The sequence below is a fragment of the Nonomuraea diastatica genome (assembly GCF_004349015.1).
Lineage (GTDB): Bacteria > Actinomycetota > Actinomycetes > Streptosporangiales > Streptosporangiaceae > Nonomuraea > Nonomuraea diastatica.
Map to the genome: position 1 here is coordinate 1 of NZ_SMKP01000022.1, position 19910 is coordinate 19910.

The following is a 19910-nucleotide window of genomic DNA, read 5'->3' on the forward strand; positions in this document are numbered from 1 at the left end:
CTCCCACCCCGCCCAGCCGACGCAGAGGCACTGGCCGACCAACTCAGGACGTACGCCAAGGCCGGAGCGTCCGAGTTCCACCTGTACCACGCCGGCCTGGCCTCACTGCAACGCCTGAAAGCCATGAAAGAAGCCTTGCGTCTGCATCCCTAGGCTCATTGGTCCCTGGCCCAGCAGAACACGGCTTTCCGCAGCCCCGCCCCCAATGCCCGGGTCGCTGGAGCACGAGGATCCGCAACCCGCTGCACACCATGCTTCACAGCCCGCTGGACACGAGAATCCCCAACCCACTGCACACCATGCCCCTGAAGCCCTCCGGATCTTCCGGGCATGGCCCCAACTAAGGTTGAAGGGAAGGCTGTGGCGGGGCGTAACCGACGATTCAGCGGGGAGTTCAAGGACGAAGCCGTTCGCATGGTGCTGGACGGTCCGCGGCCGGTGTCGCATGTGGCCAAAGAACCCGGCATCCACGACACCACGCTCGGAAATTGGGTGAACACCTATCGGCGAACTCGGAGCGACGATGTGGCGCCGGCGCAGGATGCGGGCGAGAAGAAGAGCGAGCGGGAACTTGCGCTGGAGCGGGAGAATCGCAAGCTCCGCGAAGAGAACGCGTTCTTGAGAAACGCCGCGGCCTTCTTCGCCCGGGAACAGCGGTGACTGTCAAGTACGAGCTCATCGATGCGGAGAAGGCCCATTGTGCCATTGTGGACATGTGCTCGTGGCTGGACGTGTCGCGGTCCGGCTATTACGAGTGGCGAGGGCGGCCGTTGTCGGCGACCGCTGAACGCCGTGAACGCCTGAAGGAAAAGATCGAGAAGTTATTCGAAGATAGCCATCAGACCTACGGTTATCGGCGGATCCACTCAGCCCTGCTGCGATCGGGTGAACAGGTCGGTGACCTGCCCGGCCCTACGCGACCACGGCCCCGCTCCTGAACGCGGCAGCGTTTACGGCGGTGGCCTGTGTCTGCTGCACAACCCAGACGAGCCGTTGGACAGCCCAATGCGCCTTCCTCCCTGGACTCGTCTCCGGACTTGACAGGCGCAGCATGTGCGCACCGCGCCGGCCGGCCGAGGCGAGGCGCCACCCGGCCGAGCCGGGCAGACCAGGGACACCGCGCGTACAAACAGCCCCGCCCCGATGCCACACGGCAGAGCTACTTCAATCCCTCAAGGCGTCCAGCGCACGCAGCCCGGGCGGGGCACTTGAGCGACAGCCGTCCGGCGGCAGATAGATTCCCTCTGTGACAGATGTACGGGTCGTGTTTCGAAAGTTCGGCGGAGCATTGCACTGGAACCACCCGGGCCGCCTACTCGGCGAGGACGAGCACGGAGTCTGGGTGGAGGTGCCCGGCGGCACGATCGCCCGCAAGGGTGATGGGCCGCCCGTCACGTGGGAGACAACCGCGATCATGCTGTTCCCTCGAAACGCCTGGTGGACCGCTTCGTTCAACGCCCCTCCCCACAAAAGCGAAATCTATGTCGACGTCACCACCATCCCGGAATGGAGGGACGGTGAGGTGACCATGCTGGACCTCGACCTGGACGTGGTCCTCCTGCGCGATGGCCGACTCGTCCTCGATGACGAGGATGAGTTCGCCGAGCATCAGGTGCTGCTCAATTACCCACCCGAGTTGATCTCGCAAGCAGAGGAGACCGCGCGCTGGCTACTCGATGCGGTAGGCGAGAGCAAGGGCCCGTTCGGCGGCGCACACATGCAATGGCTGACCATGAAGTGACCTCTGCGAAATCAAGAAAAGCCGACTTGGCGGGTATCTTCGGTTGACCGTCAATCCTGCAGTTCACCGCTGATCGCTCCAGAGCCCGCCACCAGAAAGCCCGAACGGACACACCCGGAACGTAGGGCGTGCCGCCTCTCGGACCGCTTCCGAGCCGACCGGACATCAGCGATCATCGACGGCAGCGAAGCCGTGATGAGGAGTCAGTTTCGGTCCCAGATCCGTCCGCTGGCCCAGGCGTATTCCCAGGCTTGGATGTCCGGCGGCTCGATGCCCAGGCCGGCCAGTATGGCGCAGACCTGCTTGGTGGTGGTTAGCGTGGTTGAGGGCCTGAGCCACGAAGATGCCGGCTCGGACCTCGCGCGTTCCGTTGTCCACGACGACCACGCGTTCCACGTCGGTCGGCTTGGCCAACGCCTGCTCCCAGAACTGCTCGGCCTCCGAGGCCCAGCCATGGGGCTTCTGTTCTCGTCACTGTCAACCCAGGCGAGTTCGGATTCGGCCAGACGTCGTATGTGGCTTCCATCCGACACGATGTGTGGCGGAGGGTGGAGAGGATGCCGCCGAAGGTGCCGACGCCACGGATTTCGAATTGCCCCGGGAGAGATCTTGGTCCTGGCAGAACCTCACGAGCTCCTTGCCGCCCAGTTGTTGTGGCGGACCGCGTCGAGCAAGACCCGTTCATCGTTCGCCTCTCTTCCAGCAGCAACGACGATCGTGCCGCGATATCGCCAGGGAACGCAACGCATATACGGCGACCTGATCTCAGCGAATGGGCCACCGGGCCTCCTGGCAACCACCGGGACCGGGCTCCCACCGGTAAACGACAGCCCGCGTACGAGCAACAAGATCCACTGCCATTCCACGGCTTCACCTCTGCTTGGCTTGGGCGTACGAGCTCACCTCGGTGACGATGTGAATCAGCCCGCTGCGGAAACCAGCCCACTCTCATATGCGGCGATCACAAGCTGTGCCCGGTCACGCGCTTCCAACTTGGCCAGCAGCCGCGTGATGTGCGTTTTCACCGTGGCCAGACTCACCTGAAGATGCTCCGCGATTTCGCCGTTGGACAGCCCGCGCGCAATCAACGTGAGCACATCCCTCTCCCGCTCAGTAACCCCGTCCAGCCCTTTAACCCGTGGCGTCACGGGTGTGCGAGTGAATTCTTCGATCAACCTTCGCGTCACCGTTGGTGCCAGCAATGCCTCCCCACTCGCGACGACCCTGATGGCGGCGAGCAGGTCTGCAGGTGGTGTGTCCTTAAGGAGAAATCCGCTTGCTCCCGCCCGAAGCGCGTCGTAAACATATGCGTCAAGATCGAACATCGTGACCACGAGCACCCGGGAAACATCCTTGATCCTTCGGGTCGCCTCGATGCCATCCATCTCCGGCATCCGCACGTCCATCAACACCACATCAGGCCTCTGCTCCATGGCCACGGTGACCGCTTCTGCCCCTGTCGCGGCCTCCCCGACCACGCCCAGGTCAGGCTCAGAGTCGACCAGCACCCTGAAACTTCCTCTGAGCAACGCCTGATCATCGGCCACGACCACCCGGATCACGGCGTCTCCTGATAGGGCAACTGGGCGAACACCCGAAACCCGCTCCCAGGTCTGCCCCCCGCTTCAAACGTGCCGCCATACATCATGACCCGCTCCCGCATCCCGATCAGGCCGTGCCCGGTGCCGACGGAAGGCGACGTGCGTCTCCCAGGTCCGTCATCTATCACTTCAATCCGTACGTCCTTGCCGTCGGCCACGACGGAGACCCGGCACCGGGCGGGCGCCGCGTGCTTGGCCACGTTGGTCAGCGCCTCCTGCACGATCCGGTAGACCGACAACCCCACACCATCAGGCAACCGGTCCCGCTGGTGGTGTCTCTCCCCCTGCCGCCCGCCGACAGCTCCGGCCTCGTCCTCAATCGCCGTCGAAGATCTGCCACCCCAGCCTGACACGCCCGCGCCGCCGCCCTCATCGCCTCGTCCCCGCACCCAACCCCCACTAGTGGTCTCCCCGCGGTACCCAACGTGATCGAGACCTCTCATCCCACGGCCTCCGACGCCATCACCAGCCCTTTCTGCATCACCAGCTGCGCCCAGGCTTTCGTGCAGAGTCCCGAAAGCACCAGAAGCACCCTTCACCCCAGAACTGCCGTCACCGCCGGCGAGCACCCGCCCGGCATCGCCCTCACCAACAACCGACACCCGCCCCGCATCGCCGCCACCAGCGATGTGGATCTGCAGCTCCACGTCAACCCCCGCAAGCCGAGCCTGCTCCGCGAGTTCTTCGAGTCCTTCGATGCCCGGGGTGGGCACGAGGTCAGGCACGTTGGTGGACCTCAGCATGCCGAGCAGGTGCCGCATCTCGACCAGTGCGCTCCGGCTGGCTGTCTCGATCACCCGCAGAGCGTCGTGGGCCTCCTCCGGCCTGGTCGACATCACATGATTGGCCACGCCGGCCTTGACGGCGATCAGCCCCACGCTGTGCGTGACCACGTCATGCAGCTCGCGAGCGATGCGCAGCCGTTCATCAGTCACCGCTTGCGACGCCAGCCGCTCGGCCTCGTGCGCCGCATAATGCCTGCGCTCGTGCACGGCACGGCCGATCGTCCATGAGCCGCCCAGGGCGGCGATCCCCATGAGTGGCTTATCGAAGTGGACCAGCCAGTCGGGAGCGCCCTCCTGTGGTGCACCCGCCAGGGTCAACCCGAACAACGTGACCAGGCTCAACCCTCCGATGGCGGACGAAGGGATCAAGGGGCCGACCCTATCGGACAGCGCGACAATATAGAGGGCGTACGCGGGTGCGAGGTAGGCGAACCCGATGGCATCGCTCATGACGGCGAAGACGGCCAGCACCAACGTCAGGCAGAACACGGGCAGCGGCCACAGTCTGCGCACCGACAGCAGCAGGCCGAGCCCGAAGGGCAGAGCAAACCTCATCCATGGTGGCAGCGCCGTGGCGTTGACCGCCATAGTGAAGGCCACGGACCCGAAGCACAGCCCCACCGCCATATCGAGCACGATCAGCTGGATGCGGCTCAAGCGCCGGGTGAAGAAGGGGTGCCTGTCGTCCACGCGTTGAACCGTAGCCGCTGAAGCGGCGAGCGCACGTCAGCCCAGGGTTTGACCTTCAGGTTCGAACCGTGGTCCGACGCGCCGCCGACCCTCCGCACCGCATCCTTTACGGCGTGATCGAACTCCACCGCCTCACGAAACGGTACGGCGACGCACTCGCGGTAGACGACCTGTCCTTCAAGGTCGGCCCCGGCCACGTGACCGGATTTCTGGGCCCCAACGGCGCCGGCAAGTCCACCACCCTGCGCCTGATCCTCGGCCTCGATGCGCCCGCTTCCGGGCAGGCGCTCATAAACGGCCGACCTTACACATCGCTCAGCAGGCCGATGCACGAAGTGGGCGCGCTTTTGGATGCGCATGCCGTCCACGGCGGACGCAGCGCCTACAACCACCTGCTCTGCCTCGCTCGCACCAACGACATCGGCGCCGCCCGGGTGACCGAGGTGCTGGAGCAGGTTGGCCTGGCGGGCGTGGGCCGCAAACGGGTAGGCGGCTTCTCGCTCGGCATGAAACAACGGCTCGGCATCGCGGCCGCCCTGCTCGGTGACCCCGGCGTGTTGATGTTCGACGAACCTGTCAACGGCCTCGATCCCGATGGCGTGCGGTGGATCCGCGGCCTCATGCGCTCGCTGGCCGCCGAAGGCAGGACGATCCTCCTCTCCAGCCATCTCACGAGCGAGATGGCCCTCACCGCCGAGCGCATCGTCATCATCGGCCGCGGCAAGCTGGTCGCCGAGGCGGCGGTCGCGGAGCTGACCGCAGCCTACCCATCGCTCGAAGACGCCTACATGGCGCTGACCGCCTCCAGCGTGCAGTTCGGAGCCGCCCGATGATCAGCCAGCGCAGACCACCAGCCGACGCCCGTCGAACGCCGAGCACCGCACGCGTCCTTCACCAGCGCCCGCCCACACGAATGAATGCGGTCGTGAACGTTCTCGCGTCGGAATGGATCAAGCTCCGCTCTGTTCGCTCGACCTATCTCATCGTCGTCCTCGGCGTCAGCGCCGTTCTGCTGGGCTACGCGCTGGCCGTGATGGCGGCCGGCATGTACGACGACGCCCCACCCCAACAACGCCTGAGCGCTCGCATCGCGGATCTCGAGGAGGTGGTCGTGATCGTGCCCCAACTCTGCATGGGCATCCTGGGCACGCAGGCCATCACGTCCGAATACGCGACCGGCCTGATCAGAACAAGCCTGACCATCGTCCCGCGCCGGTGGCCGATACTCGCCGCCAAGTCCACGGTCGTGGGGGCACTGGGCCTGATCACCGGTGCGACAGCGGTCTTCGGCACCTATGCCGTCACCCGATTGGTGCTCGATGACCGGTTCTCGGGTGCATACACCGGCGCGTTCGCGGACCGGCTCCCGCTCCTGATCGCCATCAGCGTCTCGGTGCCGGTGTTCGCACTACTCGGCCTCGGTCTCGGCGCGCTCCTGCGCTCGAGCGCCGGTGCGATCGCCATCATCGTCGGCCTCGTCTACGTCATCCCCATGATCATCGGCAACATCCCCGAACCTTGGAGCGAGCGCCTCGGGTCGGTGATGATCGGAGCGCTTCCCCGCGAGATCACCGGCGACACGATCACGACCTCGGTCTATGGCTCGCTTTTGCCTCCCGCGGCGGCCGCCGCCGTGCTGGCCTCCTATGCGGCTCTCCCTCTGCTAGCCACAACCTTGCTGATGCGCAGGAGAAACGCCTGAGGTGTGGGTGCCGATGCCACGAAGGATCCTGCATGTCGACGCCGACCCACACAAGGGCCTTTGCCGTGGCGATGCTGATCCACACGGAGGCCCCGCGACATGGCGTCCCAGACCCACACAAAGCCCCCGACATCCCGACGAGCCAACGAAGGACAGCCCGACATGTCGACGCTGACTCACACGAACCCCGACACGTCGACGCTGACCCGCACGAAGGTCCCCGACATGCGGGTCAAGAGACCGCAGCAAACACGTGGTCGTCCGGCGATGCGCAAGACCGGAACGCCTGCCGTACCACCAGGCGTTCCGGCTGCCATGCCGTCAGTGGGCTCAGACTTCGAGCACCACGGGGATGATCATCGGACGGCGGCGGTAGGTGTCGCTCACCCAGCGGCCCACTGTGCGGCGGACCACCCGGCGAATCTCCTGCATGTCGACCACCCCGTCCGCGGCCTTCTCCGCAAGGGCCCGTTCGATCTGAGGAATGAACTCGTCGAACTGCAGAGGGTCGATACCCGAACCTCGCGCGTGGATCTCTGGGCCCGCGGTGAGCTTGCCGGTGCTGGAGTCGACCACGACGACCACGGAGATGAATCCCTCGTCTCCGAGGATCCTGCGGTCCTTCAGCGAGGTGTCGGTGATCTCACCGACCGACGAGCCGTCAACGTAGACATACCCGGCGTGCACCGCACCGACGATCTTCGCGCGGCCGTCGATCAGGTCGACCACGACGCCGTCTTCGGCGATCACGATGTGATCGTCCGGCACGCCCGTGAGGGCGGCCAGCTTGGCGTGGGCGCGCAGGTGCCGCCATTCGCCGTGCACGGGCATGAAGTTCGACGGGCGTGTCAGGTTGAGCACGTAGAGGAGCTCGCCGGCGGCCGCGTGACCGGAGACGTGCACCTTGGCGTTGCCCTTGTGCACGACCCGTGCGCCCCACCGGGTGAGACCGTTGATCACCTTGTTGACCGCGGTCTCGTTACCCGGCACCAGCGAGGAAGCCAGGAGCACCGTGTCGCCCTCGGCGATGCGGATCGGATGGTCACGGTTGGCCATCCTCGACAGCGCCGCCATCGGCTCGCCCTGGGAACCGGTGCAGACCAGCACCACGTCCTGTGGCGGCCACTCCTCGATGTCGCGCGAGTCGACGATCAGCTCCGGCGGGACCTTGAGATAGCCCAGGTCTCGGGCCACTCCCATGTTGCGCACCATCGAGCGTCCGACCAGGGCGACCTTGCGGCCGTGCCGGGCGGCGGCGTCCATGACCTGCTGGATGCGGTGGACGTGCGAGGCGAAGCTCGCCACGATGACCCGCTGCTCGGAGGTGCGGATCACCTCGTCGATGACCGGCGCGATCTCCCGCTCACTGGTGACGAACCCAGGCACCTCGGCGTTGGTCGAGTCGGACATCAGCAGGTCGACGCCCTCGGTGCCAAGCCTGGCGAAGCCCCCGAGATCGGTGAGGCGCCCGTCGCTCGGCAGCTGGTCCATCCGGAAGTCGCCGGTGTGCAGCACGATGCCGGCGGGCGTCCTGATAGCCATGGCCAGCGCGTCGGGGATCGAGTGGTTGACCGCGAGAAACTCACAGTCGAAAGGTCCGAAGACGTGCCGCTCGCCTTCGATGACCTCGCGTTTGGTCGGCTGGATCCGGTGCTCGGTGAGCTTGGCCTCGATCAGGGCAAGCGTGAGCTTGGATCCGATGAGCGGGATATCGCGCCGCTCCCGCAGCAGATAGGGCACAGCTCCGATGTGGTCTTCGTGAGCGTGCGTCAGTACGACGGCTTCGACATCGTCGAGCCGGTCCCTGATGTATTCGAAGTCGGGCAGGATGAGGTCGACACCCGGCTGGTCAGGCTCGGGGAACAACACCCCGCAGTCGACGATCAGCAGACGGCCGTCGTATTCGAAGACGGCCATGTTCCTGCCGATCTCACCCAGCCCGCCGAGCGCGACGATGCGCAAGCCGCCGTGAGGCAGCGCCGGTGGGGGGCCAAGCTCAGGATGCGGATGGCTCATGCCCGGCCCCCACGGTCAGATCGTGTTCTCAAAACTCCCGGTTCCTCCCCGTTCCTATGCGTCTGTCAACTTCACCCCGCCGGCTACCAGGCAAGCACGCAGCTCGGCGATTTGCTTCTCTGTCGCGTCCACGAGCGGCAGCCGTACCGGTCCTACCTGCACGCCCACCATGCTCAGCGCCGCCTTTGCCATGATCGCGCCGCCCGCACGCAGCATGATCCCGTCCACTACGGGAGCCACCTGACTGTGCAGGGCCAGCGCTTGAGCGACCTCGCCGCTCTTGTACAGGTGGATCATTCGCGCCAACTCCGCGCCGACCACATGTCCGACGACGCTGACGAACCCGGTCGCCCCGAGCGAGAGCCAGGCCAGGTTGAGCAGATCGTCTCCCGAATAGAAGACGAGATCGGTCGCGATCATCACCTGACTGGCAGCGAACAGATCGCCTTTGGCGTCCTTGACGGCCACAATCCGTTCGTGTTGCGCCAGCCTGATCAGAGTCTCCGTTTTGATCGGCACTCCGCTACGCCCCGGAATGTCATAGAGCATCACGGGAAGATCGGTCGCGTCGGCGACAGCGGTGAAGTGCCGATACAAACCCTCTTGCGGAGGTTTGTTGTAGTAAGGCGTTACCACCAGCAGGCCGTGTGCGCCGGCACGTGCCGCCTGCTTCGCGAGCTCGACACTATGGCGGGTGTCGTTGGAGCCCGCTCCTGCCACCACGGCCGCGCGGTCACCGACCGCGTCGAGGACGGCACTGACGATACGCTGCTTCTCCTCGTCGGAAGTGGTGGGCGACTCACCAGTCGTCCCGTTGACGATCAAGCCGTCATTTCGCTGCTCGTCTACCAGATAGGTAGCAAGACGCCGCACAGCCACATAATCGACCTCACCGTCAGAAGTGAACGGCGTGACCATCGCGGTCAGCATACGGCCGAAGGGCGCATCGGTGGTTCCAGTTGGCGATGCCATAGTGCGAACGCTACCTGGATTCAGAAATCCATTGGACGTCGCCACCCCGCTTTGCCTGCCTGGAGCCGCCTTTTGCCCCCTTTCGACAGCAGCCGTGTGCTGCTCATCCAACGATAGGTCCTTCCGCCGAGTCCTCCAGCCACACCGGCAGTTGTGACCCGCCATTACTTCGCACGGACCACGTCGCAGCTCCGCGGTCCCCGCCCAGGAGCACTTTCCGCTACCGCTCACCCCGGTTCCCGGGTAAGCCGCGCGGGCCGACGACCGCCCTGTGACCGATCGTGCACCTCTTCCACGCCGAGCCACGCGCTCCCTGGCCCTGGTCCGCAGCCGAGTCTCCACCCGCCCGCGTCACATGGCGTTCCCGTGCCAGAAACAGGAAGGTCTCCGTGGATCAGGACTTCTTCGTGCTACCGGCCACTTGGTACGCGTGCAGGCGGGAGCGGAGGCTTCGCCCCTGCCTCACCCACGCGTCCCAGCCCACGTCGCTCCTTGCCCTTGTCGTCGCATCCCGCCCTGCCGGTGCGCGTCCCACCCTGTCCCCGCACGCGCGCACCCTCATCCCTGGTTCTCCACGCGGCTGCCCTCATTCCAGCACCGCACACGGTCACCCTCACCCCACTCTCCCCCACACGGTCACCCTCAACCCAACCCCGCACACGACCGCCCTCACCCCAGCACCGCGCACGGTCATCCTCACCTCAGCCCCGCACACGGCTGCCCTCTTCGCAGTTCTGGCTGGCCGGCGTGTTACTCGGTAGCAGCGTGTGACTGATTGTCGCCCGATGTCGGTACTTCGACCCTGATGGGGCATTTGGCCGTACAAGCGGTGTGCCGTACTGTCCGAACTGCGCGGATGTAGGGCGTGCGTGACGGGCCCGGGCAGTCGAAGCGACACCCCTGACCGCAGCGCCGCTCCATCGAGACCCACGGGCCGCAACCGGCCCGCTCGATCCACGAGCCGCTGGAGCGACAGGCATGGGCATGGAAGAGGTCGCCGATATGTGCTCGGGGGTACACACATCGACGACCTCTATCGGAGAATCGGTGTCCCTTACATCCGCGTTACAGGGTTTCTCCGATAATTTTCCGCCATCGCAAAGTTGGGGCTCCAGCAGTCATCGATGACGGTCGGTTACCTGCCGAATACGGCAACATAGGGCAACGCCTCACACGAACCCCCAGGGATGGACTAGTGGCCACCTCAGATCCGGTCTACCTGCGTGTCGTCGAAGACATCCGGCGACAGATCACCGACGGCACCCTTCCCCCCGGCGCGCCCATTCCGTCGCGGGCGCAGCTGACCCGTAAATATCAGGTCGGCGAGACCGCCGCCCGTCACGCCCTCCGCGTACTCGCGGGTGAGGGCCTCATCATCGGCCGCGTGGGATCGGGCCATTACGTCAGGGAACGCCCCGACCTCACCTCGTTGCATCGATGGCGGTTCTTGGACCATCCCGCCCCGTTCGCGGCAGACCTGCAGTCTCAGGGCAGACGCGTGACGTGGGACTGGCACAGCGAACCAGCCGAAGCGGGCGCCGACATCGCCAGGCGGCTGCGCCTCAGCGAGTCGACCACGCTGAGCAAGACGCGCTACGTCTATCGCAGCGACGGCAAGCCGCTACAGCTCGCCACCTCCTACGAGCCGATGGAGTTCGCCGCCCATTCGGAGGAGGAACGGCGCAGCCTGGTGGCGAGGATGTACGCCCACGGCATCAAGATCACCGAGGTCGTCGAGAGCGTGCACACCCGCGTTCCCCGCCCCGCGGAGAGCGATGCGCTCGACCTGGCCGCAGGCGTTCACGTTCTGCATATCGAGCGCACTCACTGGGCCGGTGATCGTCCCGTTGAGACCAGCGACATCGTCATCCCGGGAGACCGCTTCCGGATCACGTACAGCATGCCCGTGTAGGACCGGCCCTGGCTCCGGGCGAGCGCCTCCTCACCCGGAGCCCATCCTTCCGCCACGACCACGCTTCGCAGGGCAAGCCTCCACGCATTCCCTGGACGCCCTCAGCGGATGAATGCGTGTCGACAGGCGGCGCACGAACGCGATCTGCGGACGCCGCGGCGCACGCCGCGCGCTGCGGACGTCGGCAGACAAGTGCGCGGACAAGCGCCGCGAGCAGGAACCAGGCAAACGACTCGCCGATCATCGGCCCCGCTCTGGGCGGCCGCAACGACCTGGCCCGCCGCCCCCAGCCTGGGAGTCCCGTCACCCACAAGGTGCGTGCCGTGATATCCCGATATTTCATCCATGGGACAACGCGTGGGATTCGCGGCAAACGCGCAGGTCAGAGATTGTCGGTACGCGTTGATAGAACGGTCGCGGAGGTTGCCGATGCGAGTCAAGGATCTGCCGAAGAGCGACCGGCCCCGCGAACGGCTCATGTCCAGCGGCGCCGCTGCGCTGGCCGACCGGGAGCTGCTGGCCGTGCTGCTCGGTTCAGGGTTTCGCGGGTCGAGCGCTCTCGATCTGGCCAGCCAGGTGATCCAGCACTGCGGGGATCTGGAGGCGCTCAGCCGATCCGAGCCGCACCGACTGCTCACCGTGCCCGGCATCGGCCCGGCCAAGGCCGCGCGGGTGAGCGCGGCCTTCCATCTCGTACGGCGGGCGGACGCATGGCCGGAGCGGGAGCGGATCAACAGCACGTCCGACCTGGCACACGCGTGCGCTCCTCTGCTGCGAGATCGTGCTCAGGAGCGGCTGGTCCTGGTCGTGTGCGACATCCGTGGCCGGGTGCTCCGGCGCGTTGTGCTCTCCGAAGGCGGGGCCGACCATACAGCGGTGCCGATCCGGGAGGTGATCACCGAAGTGCTCACCGCGGGCGGCGCGATGTTCGGCCTGGGGCACAACCATCCGAGCGGGTCCCTGGAGCCGAGTGTGGCCGACCTGGAAGCCACCGCCCAGCTCGTCGCGGCCGCCGAGACCGTCGGGGTGCGACTCCTCGACCATGTGATCATCGTAGATGCCGCCTGGCGACGTATCCCGACATAATCCCAATCCGCCACGGATCTCGCCCAGCCACCATCAAAGGCCATGATCTCCTGCATAGCAACGAACTGCAGTTTTCCAAGGGATGACCATGAGAACCTAATGCCGCGGGAGGCCGTTATGGACGTCAGTCGGCCACCACCCGCCATGGCGTGGCTCTGTGCCTCCGGAGGGCACGACGCCACGTCCGTGGTTTCGCGCCGGTCCCGGGCGAAGCCCGATCGTCTACGTCGTGCGATTGGGCAGGCGCGTCGCCAGAGACCGGCGCGGAACACCTTCCGCGCAAGGCCATACGATTCGCTGCCTTCCTCTTCCGACGCCCTCACTTTGCTCGATCCGGTTGGACGGGCACCGGGTTACGGCAGCCGTGAACCGTCAACTGGTGTTGTGGCCTTGCTCCCCGTCGCTGCTCGATGTCGTCAACCACGCCGGACCAGAGCAGGGCCTTGCCGAGGGGGCGGAGAGACGCGACGGTGCCGAAGTTCCACCAGTTCTCGGCACGTCATCCAGCGGATCGGCCGCCGGTCGGGCCAGCGTCGCTAGATACCCTCGAAATACCACGGTCACATCCCCGCTCAGGAAGACCTCCACGAGTGTGCGACGACACCAGTCGCGCGCCTGCTCGGCGCTGTCGTCGCCCCGCGCGATGGCGTTGTCCACGCCGACCTCTCCCAACACGTAACGCAGGTAGTCGTCCAGTGTCATCGGCACGGCGATCTCAACGTCGGCGTAGCCGAGCAGGCGCAGCCCCGCCCCGATGAGCGGCAACTGCTGCACGGCCAGCGGCCGCCATCCGGGCGGCGATGGAAACCGCTGCTCGAACGACTCGAACCACGCCGTCAGCGCGTCACCGGTCAGCGAGGACCGCCCTTTCGAGAAGTCGTACACGAGGAAGACCCCGTCCGGAGTCAGGACGCGGGCCACCTCGGCAAGGGCGGACGTGAGATCGGTGTAGTTCAGCGAACCAGCGGCGGCGACCAGGTCGAACGACGCCGCAGCGAACGGCAGCCGCTCCGCCGTGCCGATGACGAACCGAGCGGAGGGCGCGACGGATCGCCGGTGGACCAGCATCGCCGGGACCGGCTCCAGGCCGATGACACGATGGGCCAAGGGCGCGAGCGCCGCAGTGGACACGCCGGCGCCCATCCGACATCCAGTGCGCGCCTGGCCGGACGCTCAAGGCGAACCTGCTCGAGCATGCGCTGATGCACCGGAGGACGGTCGAAGGCATAGCTTGCGACAGCCGTTCGCTGTCATAGACGCTCGTCATGGCCTCTCCGAGATCCGCACCGGCTAGACAGGTGATCACGCCTGTGAAAGCGTAGGCGACCAGGGATCGGGGATGGACTGCTCGGTCGCGTGGTCGCGTGGCCGGGGACCGCAAGGATGCGTTGCGGTGAGAGCTCTGCTGCCGCAAGCCCACGAACGAAAGGGTTCAGCATTCACCCTTCGCCACCAGTCGGGCGCTGCTCCGCAGCGGCTGCGGTCCTGAGTTGTCGACGCGAACCAGCTTCTTCGGCAGATCGAACAGAGAGTTCCACAGGTCGCGCACCCGAGAGTTCGGCCTGCTGGTGAACTCCTCGACCTTCACATTCACTCCCACTCTCGTGGTTTTACAGATGAAGGACAGGCCACCCGCCACGTACAATTCGTAAACCACTGGCATGCATTCACACGTACAATCCCTGACCCGCACCCACGACGCCGGATCGCCGGATCCCAGTTGATGACTCCGCGTACGTCGGCACCCGGCCGAACGTGCCGGCCGTGCAGGTCACCTTCGTCCCATCATGACGCTCACTATACCGGGCCCGTATCCATTGGTATCGTGAACGTATCTATAGACCTACAAGGCGTCTGTGTTGAGCACTCATGTACGGTTTCGTCTATGATCCGGACGTGCTAGATCGCGAAGGGCCCGTGCCCATCTACAAACAGGTCGCCGACCTGGTCCGCGATCAGATCGAACGCGGCGAGCTCCAAGCAGGCGATCCGGTGCCGAGCGAGGCCACGCTCGAAGAGGAATATGACATCGCGCGGACGACGGCCCGACGGGTGGCCCGGGAATTGCGCGAGCAAGGGCTGGCGTACACCGTGCAGGGCGAGGGCACGTTCGTCGGCCAGCCGGGTGCGCCACGCTCACCCAAGACGGTGCCGCTTTATCAGAAAATTGCCAAAGAAATCGCGAAAAGCATCCAGAATGGCGATATTCCGCCGAACAGGGCCATCCCGGGCGAAAAAGTGATGATGCGACAGTACGGCGTCGCAAAAGTCACCGCACGCCAGGCGGTCGCCTATCTCAGAGAGCAGGGATGGGTCTTCACCGTCCCCTATCGGGGCACTTATGTGAATATTCCAGAGAAATGGCCCATAAATCGTGATTCCTAGTCGCCCACGTTCGTGAGCGACCCGGCCACGCCGCGTCCCCCGGCGACTACGGACCCCCGGTGAAACACCGGCCGAGACGGAACCACGCGCAGACGATCGTCGTGGCGTCGTCCACCCCATGACCCGCCCAATAGCGGCGGTGTGTCCCGCGCCAGTCGTCGGTCGACTGGCGTCCCTCCCCTCGGCCCCGGGCGAACGCCCAGGGAGGCGAACGGCGTCAGCTCCACCCGCGAGACCCCGGCCTCAACCGGCCCTGCCACCGATGTCGCCCTCCGGGACCAGGCACTCGCCCTCGACTTCGTGGTGGTCGAGGGCGAGCACGCCCGCCGTGGGCGATCCTCCGGTGAGCCGGGCCGGGGGTGCCCGGCTCCAGCACCCTGAGTCCCTCCATACGCGGCTCAGAAGACCGGGATGATCTCCTCGGGATCGATGAAGTCCACCTGCACCCCTTCCAGGTCGAGCTCAGGAATGGCGGGGAAGGCGATCCCCCAGCGCTCCACGATCACCCGGATCCTGGCCATGGCCACGCGCCAGTTCTCCGCCTGCTCCTCGTACGACAGGACGCCGAGCCCGGCCTCCCTGGCGTGGTCCATGAGGACACGGTGGTTGGCCAGGAAGTACGGCGGAAGCTCCCAGAAGCCCTCAGGAGGCTCCCAGAGAATCATGCTCAGGAAGACGAACCCCGCCCTGAGCTGGCGCGTGATCAGCGCCTTGGTGTCGTCGGTGAGCCCGGGCCACTCGTTCTCCAGGATAGTCATGCAAATCTGGAGGTGGCGGGATTCGTCCCTGCCGATGCGCTGGAACATCTCGCCGAAGACCGGGTGCTGCGTCCCCGAGGCCATGCCCCTGAAGAGCGTGGAGGCGGCCATCTCACCCATCATGAAGCTGGTGAACAACACCGGGAGCGAGTATTTGCCCACGGCCGAGCTGTAGCCGTTCCAGTAGCGGCCGCCGTTGTGATAGAGCCAGCCGATGTTGTTGTGGGCGGCTGATTCGAGGTCGTCGGAGGGCGTCCAGTCGAGCGGTCCGCCCGGCCAGAGCTTGGCGATGGTGCGCTGGCAACACTCCTCGTGGTTCATCTCGTCACGAGTGATCGAGAAGAAACACTTCCTGACCGGGTCCTCCTCGTGTTTCTCGAACGCCTGGATGGTGGCGCGGGCGAACACCGCGGGCCCCGAGGCGTCGAAGTTCGCCAGGACCGCGAACCAGTACATGATGCCCAGGCGCTGCTCGCGGGTGAAGTCGTCCGGTCGGAGACCGTCCCAGGGCAGGTCGGCGGGGTTCCAGACCATGCGCTTGGACTTCTCGTAGATGGCGGCGAGTTTTTCGGTCTCGACTCGCCATTCCATGGGATAGATGTTGGGCTGCGGGATCTGCGGTGCAGGCCAGAAACCGCCCTCTGGGATCGTGAGGTCCGCCATGTGTGACACCTCCTCCCCCATCCTGCGTGTCGGCGTCACGTCTTTCAAGTACGGGCGCGCTGGGTGACGGCCACGCAGACCAGGACGGCCAGCGCCGCGACCACGGTGACCGGGCCGAATCGTTCGCCCATCAGGAACCACGCCCAGATCAGGGTCAGGAGGGGCTGGGTGAGCTGGGTCTGGCCCGCCCTGGCGATGCCGCCCTTGGCCAGGCCCGCGTACCAGGGGAAGAAGCCCAGGAACATCGAGACCAGCGCCACGTAGGCGAAACCGGCCACCGACTGCGGGGTCGGCGCTACGGGAGTGGTCAGGGCCAGCACCGCCGTGATGGGGGCCGTCAAGGGGAGGGACAGGACGAGCGCGTGGGAGATGACCTGCCAGCCCGGAGTCTCCCTGGACAGCCGGCCGCCCTCCGTGTAGCCGACCGCAGCCGACAGCAACGCGCCGACCAGGAGCAGGTCGGGCCAGGTCGGCCTGCCCTGGTGCTGGGTGAGGGTGAAGGCGGTGATGGCGGCGGCGCCGGCCGTACAGGCGGCCCAGAAGAGCGGGCGGGGGCGCTCGCCCGCCGACACGACGGCGCAGGCGGCGGTGGCGGCGGGGAGAAGCCCGATGACCACCGCGGCGTGAGCCGTGCTCGCGCCCAGGTCCAGGGCCAGGCCGCTGAAGGCGGGGAAGCCGAAGACCACGCCCAGGGAGATCAGGGCGTAGGCGCGCCACTGGTCGCGCGGCGGGAGCAGCGGGCGGCCGGTGGCCTTCAGGCAGACCAGGGCCACCACGCCTGCCACGGCGGCCCGGCCCAGGGCAGTCAGCCACGGGTCGAAACCCTGCATCGCGTAGACGGTGGCGGGGAAGGAGCCGGAGAACGCCAGGACGCCGAGGAACGCCAGGGCGGTGCCGCGACGTCGCCGGCCTCGGTCAGAGGCGGGGACCGCTACTCCAACACCGATAATAGCGCTATTCTCCATCTTCATGGACAACGATAGCAGTATCGCCAAGATCGCCGCGATACTGCGCGACGAGGCCGTCAGGCTCGGCCCCGGCGCGCGGCTGCCGTCCAGCCGGGAGATCATGCGCAGGCACAACGTCAGCCCCGTCACGGTGTCGCGGGCCATCGGGCAGCTGGCCGCAGAAGGGCGGGTGGTGACGAGACCCGGCAGCGGGGCGTTCGTGGCGCACCAGGTGGCCAGGGGCGAGGACCCGGCGGACCTGTCGTGGCAGACCGTCGCCCTGGGCGACCGGGTGGTCGACGAAGGGCCCGTCGCGGAGCTGCTGGGCGTGGCCGCCGACGGCGTCGTACCCCTCACCGGCGGCTACCTGCGTCCGGGACTGCGGCCCGACAGGCAACTGGCGGCCGCCGCGGCGAGGGCCGTGCGGCGGCCCGGCGCCTGGGCCATGCCGCCGCTGCCCGGCCTGCTCGAACTGCGCAGGTGGTTCGCGGCGCAGGCAGGAGGCGACGTGACCGCCGCCGACGCGCTCATCGTGAGCGGCGGGCAGGCGGCGCTCACGCACGCGTTCCGCGCGCTCGCCGCACCCGGCACTCCGGTGCTGGTCGAGACGCCCACCTACCCGGGCGCGCTGGTGGCGGCCAGGGCCGCGGGGCTGCGGCCCACGGCGGTGCCCGTGGACCGCGACGGGGTACGGCCCGACCTGCTGGCCGAGGCGTTCGCCGTCACCGGCGCGCGGGTCTTCCTCTGCCAGCCCACCCTGCACAACCCGACGGGCGCGACCCTGCCGTCCGGGCGCCGGGCGCAAGTGCTGGACGTGGCCAGGGCGGCGGGCGCGTTCGTGATCGAGGACGACTTCGCCCGCTACCTCACCGGCCAGGCGCCCCCGTCGCTGGCGTCCATGGACCGGCACGGCACCGTCGTCCACGTGGGCTCGCTGACGAAGATCCTCTCGCCGAGCATGCGGGTGGCGGCCGTCATCGCCAGAGGGCCGGCCGCGCACCGGCTGCGGGCCAGCCAGCTCGTCGAATCGTTCTTCGTGGCACGGCCGCTGCAGGAGACAGCGCTGGAGTTCGTGGAGTCACCGGCCTGGCGGCGGCACCTGGCCGCCGTGCACGCGGAGATCGGGATCCGGCGCGACGCGCTGGCCACCGCGCTCGCCGCGCGGATGCCGCGGGCCGAGCCGCACCTGCTGCCCGCCGGCGGGATGCACCTGTGGGTACGGTTGCCGGCCGAGGTCGACGAGAGCGCGCTGGTGGAGGCCGCGAGGCGGAACGGCGCGCTGGTGAGCCCCGGCCGGATCTACTACCCGTCCGAGCCGCCGGGGCCGCGGATCCGGGTGACCCACATGGCCGCCGCCCACCTGGCGGAGCTGCACGAAGGGGTACGCCGGCTCGCCCAGGCGCTGGACGAGGTCTCCACGAATCCCTGGTCGGGTCCGGGGCGAGCATGAATGCTTGATCCACACCTATTAGAGTGACCGGCATGCCGTGCCCTGCGGAGCTCGTACGCGACTTCGTGAACACCTACGACGTCGAGGCGCAGGCGGACGAGCTGTCCTCCCCCGCCGAGCTGGCCCTGTGGCTGCGCGAGCGCGGCCTGGCCGGGCCGCACGACCGGGCCACCGACGACGACCTCCACACCGCGATCGCCCTCCGCGAAGGTCTCAGGGCGGCACTCAGGCGCGAGGCCGCCGAGCTGCCCGCGTTGCCGTTCACGATCAGGGCGAGGCCGGGCGAGCGGCCCGAGCCGGCCGCCGCCGGCGGCGGCGTGCCGGGCGGGCTGGCGACGATCGCCGTGGCGGCCGTGACCGCGTCGTGGGACCGGCTCAAGGTGTGCGCGGAGGGAACCTGCCAGTGGGCGTTCGTCGACGGGTCGAAGAACCGATCGCGCTCATGGTGTTCCATGAGGGTATGCGGTAACCGCACCAAGACCCGGGCTTACCGGGCCAGGAAGAAGGGTTCACGTCATCTCCAAGGGTCAAACACCGATACGGTGTAAGTCGTGCCTTGTGGCATGAACGGCAGTCGAAGGAGCGGGCCGAGATGGCAGACGTAGGCGTCCGGGCGGCCCGGCGCGAGGATGTGCTCCAGGTTGCGAATACGCAGATCCGCGCCTGGCGCTACGGCTATCGGGATTTCCTCCCCGAGGGCCCACTCGAGCAGATGACCGGCGCGGCTGCGGAGAAGATGTGGTTGCGCCAGTGGGACGAGGCGATCGTCGCTCCGCCCACCCCCATGCATCGGGTGCTGGTGGCCGTGGAGACCATCCTCGACACCGAGGGCTTCCCCGCGCTCGGCAAGGGAGGCAGCGCCGCCCTGACCACTCCCCGTGGCGGCGAGCGCGTGGTGGGGCTGGCCTCCCACGCCCCCGCCGAAGATCCCGACCTCGACCCCAGCGTGGTGGCCGAGATGCTGACGCTGCTGGTCGACCCCGATTTCGTCCGCCGGGGCCACGGCAGCCGCCTGCTCAACGCCACCGTCGACCACCTGCGCGAAGACGGCTTCCGGCAGATCGTCACCTGGGCTTTCGCCGACAACTACGCGGTGCTCGGCTTCCTCGAATCGGCCGGCTGGGGCGAGGACACCGCCGAACGCGTTCTCGACATGGGCCGCCCGATCAGGATGGTCCGGCTCACCACCGACATCAGCTAGA

The 19910-nt window shown here is 67.0% G+C and carries 18 protein-coding genes and 1 pseudogene; 11 read left to right on the forward strand and 8 right to left on the reverse strand.

Annotated features, from left to right (window positions below; translation table 11 throughout):
* Positions 1-330: 330 nt before the first annotated feature.
* The 3 genes from E1294_RS10360 to E1294_RS10370 all read left to right on the forward strand — a co-directional run bounded on the left by E1294_RS10360 (position 331) and on the right by E1294_RS10370 (position 1741).
* Positions 331-660 (forward strand): transposase, encoded by a 330-nt coding sequence (locus tag E1294_RS10360; RefSeq protein WP_132507231.1) that lies wholly within the window; start codon positions 331-333, stop codon positions 658-660.
* On the forward strand, positions 657-938 hold the full coding sequence (locus E1294_RS10365; protein ID WP_132507233.1) for an IS3 family transposase: 282 nt from the start codon (positions 657-659) through the stop codon (positions 936-938). Before E1294_RS10360 ends, E1294_RS10365 begins: the two co-directional genes overlap by 4 nt.
* A gap of 308 nt (positions 939-1246) precedes the next feature.
* On the forward strand, positions 1247-1741 hold the full coding sequence (locus E1294_RS10370; protein WP_132507235.1) for a DUF402 domain-containing protein: 495 nt from the start codon (positions 1247-1249) through the stop codon (positions 1739-1741).
* 920 nt (positions 1742-2661) lie between these two features.
* Here the strand turns inward: E1294_RS10370 and E1294_RS10375 are convergent.
* Together E1294_RS10375 and E1294_RS54410 are read right to left on the reverse strand one after the other, a co-directional pair.
* Entirely contained in the window at positions 2662-3303 is a 642-nt protein-coding gene (locus tag E1294_RS10375; RefSeq protein WP_132507237.1) for a response regulator, read from the reverse strand.
* Entirely contained in the window at positions 3300-4817 is a 1518-nt protein-coding gene (locus E1294_RS54410; RefSeq protein WP_165977209.1) for a sensor histidine kinase, read from the reverse strand. The genes E1294_RS10375 and E1294_RS54410 overlap by 4 nt, the downstream gene beginning before the upstream one ends.
* A 113-nt stretch (positions 4818-4930) precedes the next feature.
* On the opposite strand from E1294_RS54410, the pseudogene E1294_RS10385 reads away from it, so the two are divergent.
* Together E1294_RS10385 and E1294_RS10390 are read left to right on the forward strand one after the other, a co-directional pair.
* Positions 4931-5572, forward strand: a pseudogene (locus tag E1294_RS10385) (ATP-binding cassette domain-containing protein); the annotation flags it as partial.
* A gap of 74 nt (positions 5573-5646) precedes the next feature.
* Positions 5647-6519, forward strand: coding sequence for an ABC transporter permease (locus tag E1294_RS10390; RefSeq protein WP_132507241.1), 873 nt, complete (start codon positions 5647-5649; stop codon positions 6517-6519).
* A gap of 330 nt (positions 6520-6849) precedes the next feature.
* Here the strand turns inward: E1294_RS10390 and E1294_RS10395 are convergent, their stop codons facing one another.
* Entirely contained in the window at positions 6850-8535 is a 1686-nt protein-coding gene (locus E1294_RS10395; RefSeq protein WP_132507243.1) for a ribonuclease J, read from the reverse strand.
* Positions 8536-8589: 54 nt separating this feature from the next.
* Positions 8590-9507: a 4-hydroxy-tetrahydrodipicolinate synthase gene (gene dapA, locus E1294_RS10400; protein WP_132507245.1), complete on the reverse strand. Its 918-nt coding sequence runs from the start codon at positions 9505-9507 to the stop codon at positions 8590-8592.
* 1195 nt (positions 9508-10702) lie between these two features.
* On the opposite strand from dapA, the gene E1294_RS10405 reads away from it, so the two are divergent.
* A complete protein-coding gene (locus E1294_RS10405) occupies positions 10703-11419 on the forward strand; it encodes a GntR family transcriptional regulator (protein WP_132507247.1) in 717 nt (238 codons plus the stop codon).
* Positions 11420-11848: 429 nt separating this feature from the next.
* Positions 11849-12505 (forward strand): RadC family protein, encoded by a 657-nt coding sequence (gene radC / locus E1294_RS10410; protein ID WP_132507249.1) that lies wholly within the window; start codon positions 11849-11851, stop codon positions 12503-12505.
* Between the two features lie 372 nt (positions 12506-12877).
* Here radC and E1294_RS10415 read toward each other — a convergent pair whose 3' ends face one another.
* Positions 12878-13648, reverse strand: a complete 771-nt coding sequence (locus tag E1294_RS10415) for a class I SAM-dependent methyltransferase (protein ID WP_132507251.1) — start codon at positions 13646-13648, stop codon at positions 12878-12880.
* Positions 13649-13937: 289 nt separating this feature from the next.
* On the reverse strand, positions 13938-14093 hold the full coding sequence (locus E1294_RS52595; protein ID WP_165977210.1) for a hypothetical protein: 156 nt from the start codon (positions 14091-14093) through the stop codon (positions 13938-13940).
* A gap of 281 nt (positions 14094-14374) precedes the next feature.
* On the opposite strand from E1294_RS52595, the gene E1294_RS10420 reads away from it, so the two are divergent.
* Positions 14375-14890, forward strand: a complete 516-nt coding sequence (locus tag E1294_RS10420) for a GntR family transcriptional regulator (protein ID WP_132507253.1) — start codon at positions 14375-14377, stop codon at positions 14888-14890.
* A 398-nt stretch (positions 14891-15288) separates the two neighbouring features.
* Here E1294_RS10420 and E1294_RS10425 read toward each other — a convergent pair whose 3' ends face one another.
* Together E1294_RS10425 and E1294_RS10430 are read right to left on the reverse strand one after the other, a co-directional pair.
* Entirely contained in the window at positions 15289-16311 is a 1023-nt protein-coding gene (locus tag E1294_RS10425) for a hypothetical protein (RefSeq protein ID WP_132507255.1), read from the reverse strand.
* A gap of 44 nt (positions 16312-16355) precedes the next feature.
* Positions 16356-17282 (reverse strand): DMT family transporter, encoded by a 927-nt coding sequence (locus E1294_RS10430; protein ID WP_132507257.1) that lies wholly within the window; start codon positions 17280-17282, stop codon positions 16356-16358.
* Here E1294_RS10430 and E1294_RS10435 point away from each other — a divergent pair.
* From E1294_RS10435 to E1294_RS10445, 3 genes are read left to right on the forward strand one after another with little or no spacing between them, the layout of a single operon-like run.
* A complete protein-coding gene (locus E1294_RS10435; protein WP_132507259.1) occupies positions 17281-18708 on the forward strand; it encodes an aminotransferase-like domain-containing protein in 1428 nt (475 codons plus the stop codon). The two genes, E1294_RS10430 and E1294_RS10435, sit on opposite strands and share 2 nt — an antisense overlap.
* Before the next feature lie 32 nt (positions 18709-18740).
* On the forward strand, positions 18741-19256 hold the full coding sequence (locus E1294_RS10440) for a CGNR zinc finger domain-containing protein (RefSeq protein WP_132507261.1): 516 nt from the start codon (positions 18741-18743) through the stop codon (positions 19254-19256).
* A 44-nt stretch (positions 19257-19300) separates the two neighbouring features.
* Complete coding sequence (locus E1294_RS10445) at positions 19301-19909, forward strand: GNAT family N-acetyltransferase (RefSeq protein WP_165977211.1); 609 nt, start codon at positions 19301-19303, stop codon at positions 19907-19909.
* Position 19910: the final 1 nt, after the last annotated feature.

Bases quoted from the DNA above. Each gene is read 5' to 3' on its own strand.
- E1294_RS10390 (WP_132507241.1), top strand. From the start codon at position 5,647: ATGATCAGCCAGCGCAGACCACCAGCCGACGCCCGTCGAACGCCGAGC.
- E1294_RS10415 (WP_132507251.1), bottom strand. From the start codon at position 13,648: ATGGGCGCCGGCGTGTCCACTGCGGCGCTCGCGCCCTTGGCCCATCGT.
- E1294_RS10420 (WP_132507253.1), top strand. From the start codon at position 14,375: ATGTACGGTTTCGTCTATGATCCGGACGTGCTAGATCGCGAAGGGCCC.
- E1294_RS10360 (WP_132507231.1), top strand. From the start codon at position 331: ATGGCCCCAACTAAGGTTGAAGGGAAGGCTGTGGCGGGGCGTAACCGA.
- E1294_RS10440 (WP_132507261.1), top strand. From the start codon at position 18,741: ATGCCGTGCCCTGCGGAGCTCGTACGCGACTTCGTGAACACCTACGAC.
- E1294_RS10430 (WP_132507257.1), bottom strand. From the start codon at position 17,282: ATGAAGATGGAGAATAGCGCTATTATCGGTGTTGGAGTAGCGGTCCCC.
- E1294_RS10435 (WP_132507259.1), top strand. From the start codon at position 17,281: ATGGACAACGATAGCAGTATCGCCAAGATCGCCGCGATACTGCGCGAC.
- E1294_RS10395 (WP_132507243.1), bottom strand. From the start codon at position 8,535: ATGAGCCATCCGCATCCTGAGCTTGGCCCCCCACCGGCGCTGCCTCAC.
- dapA (WP_132507245.1), bottom strand. From the start codon at position 9,507: ATGGCATCGCCAACTGGAACCACCGATGCGCCCTTCGGCCGTATGCTG.
- radC (WP_132507249.1), top strand. From the start codon at position 11,849: ATGCGAGTCAAGGATCTGCCGAAGAGCGACCGGCCCCGCGAACGGCTC.
- E1294_RS10425 (WP_132507255.1), bottom strand. From the start codon at position 16,311: ATGGCGGACCTCACGATCCCAGAGGGCGGTTTCTGGCCTGCACCGCAG.
- E1294_RS10445 (WP_165977211.1), top strand. From the start codon at position 19,301: ATGGCAGACGTAGGCGTCCGGGCGGCCCGGCGCGAGGATGTGCTCCAG.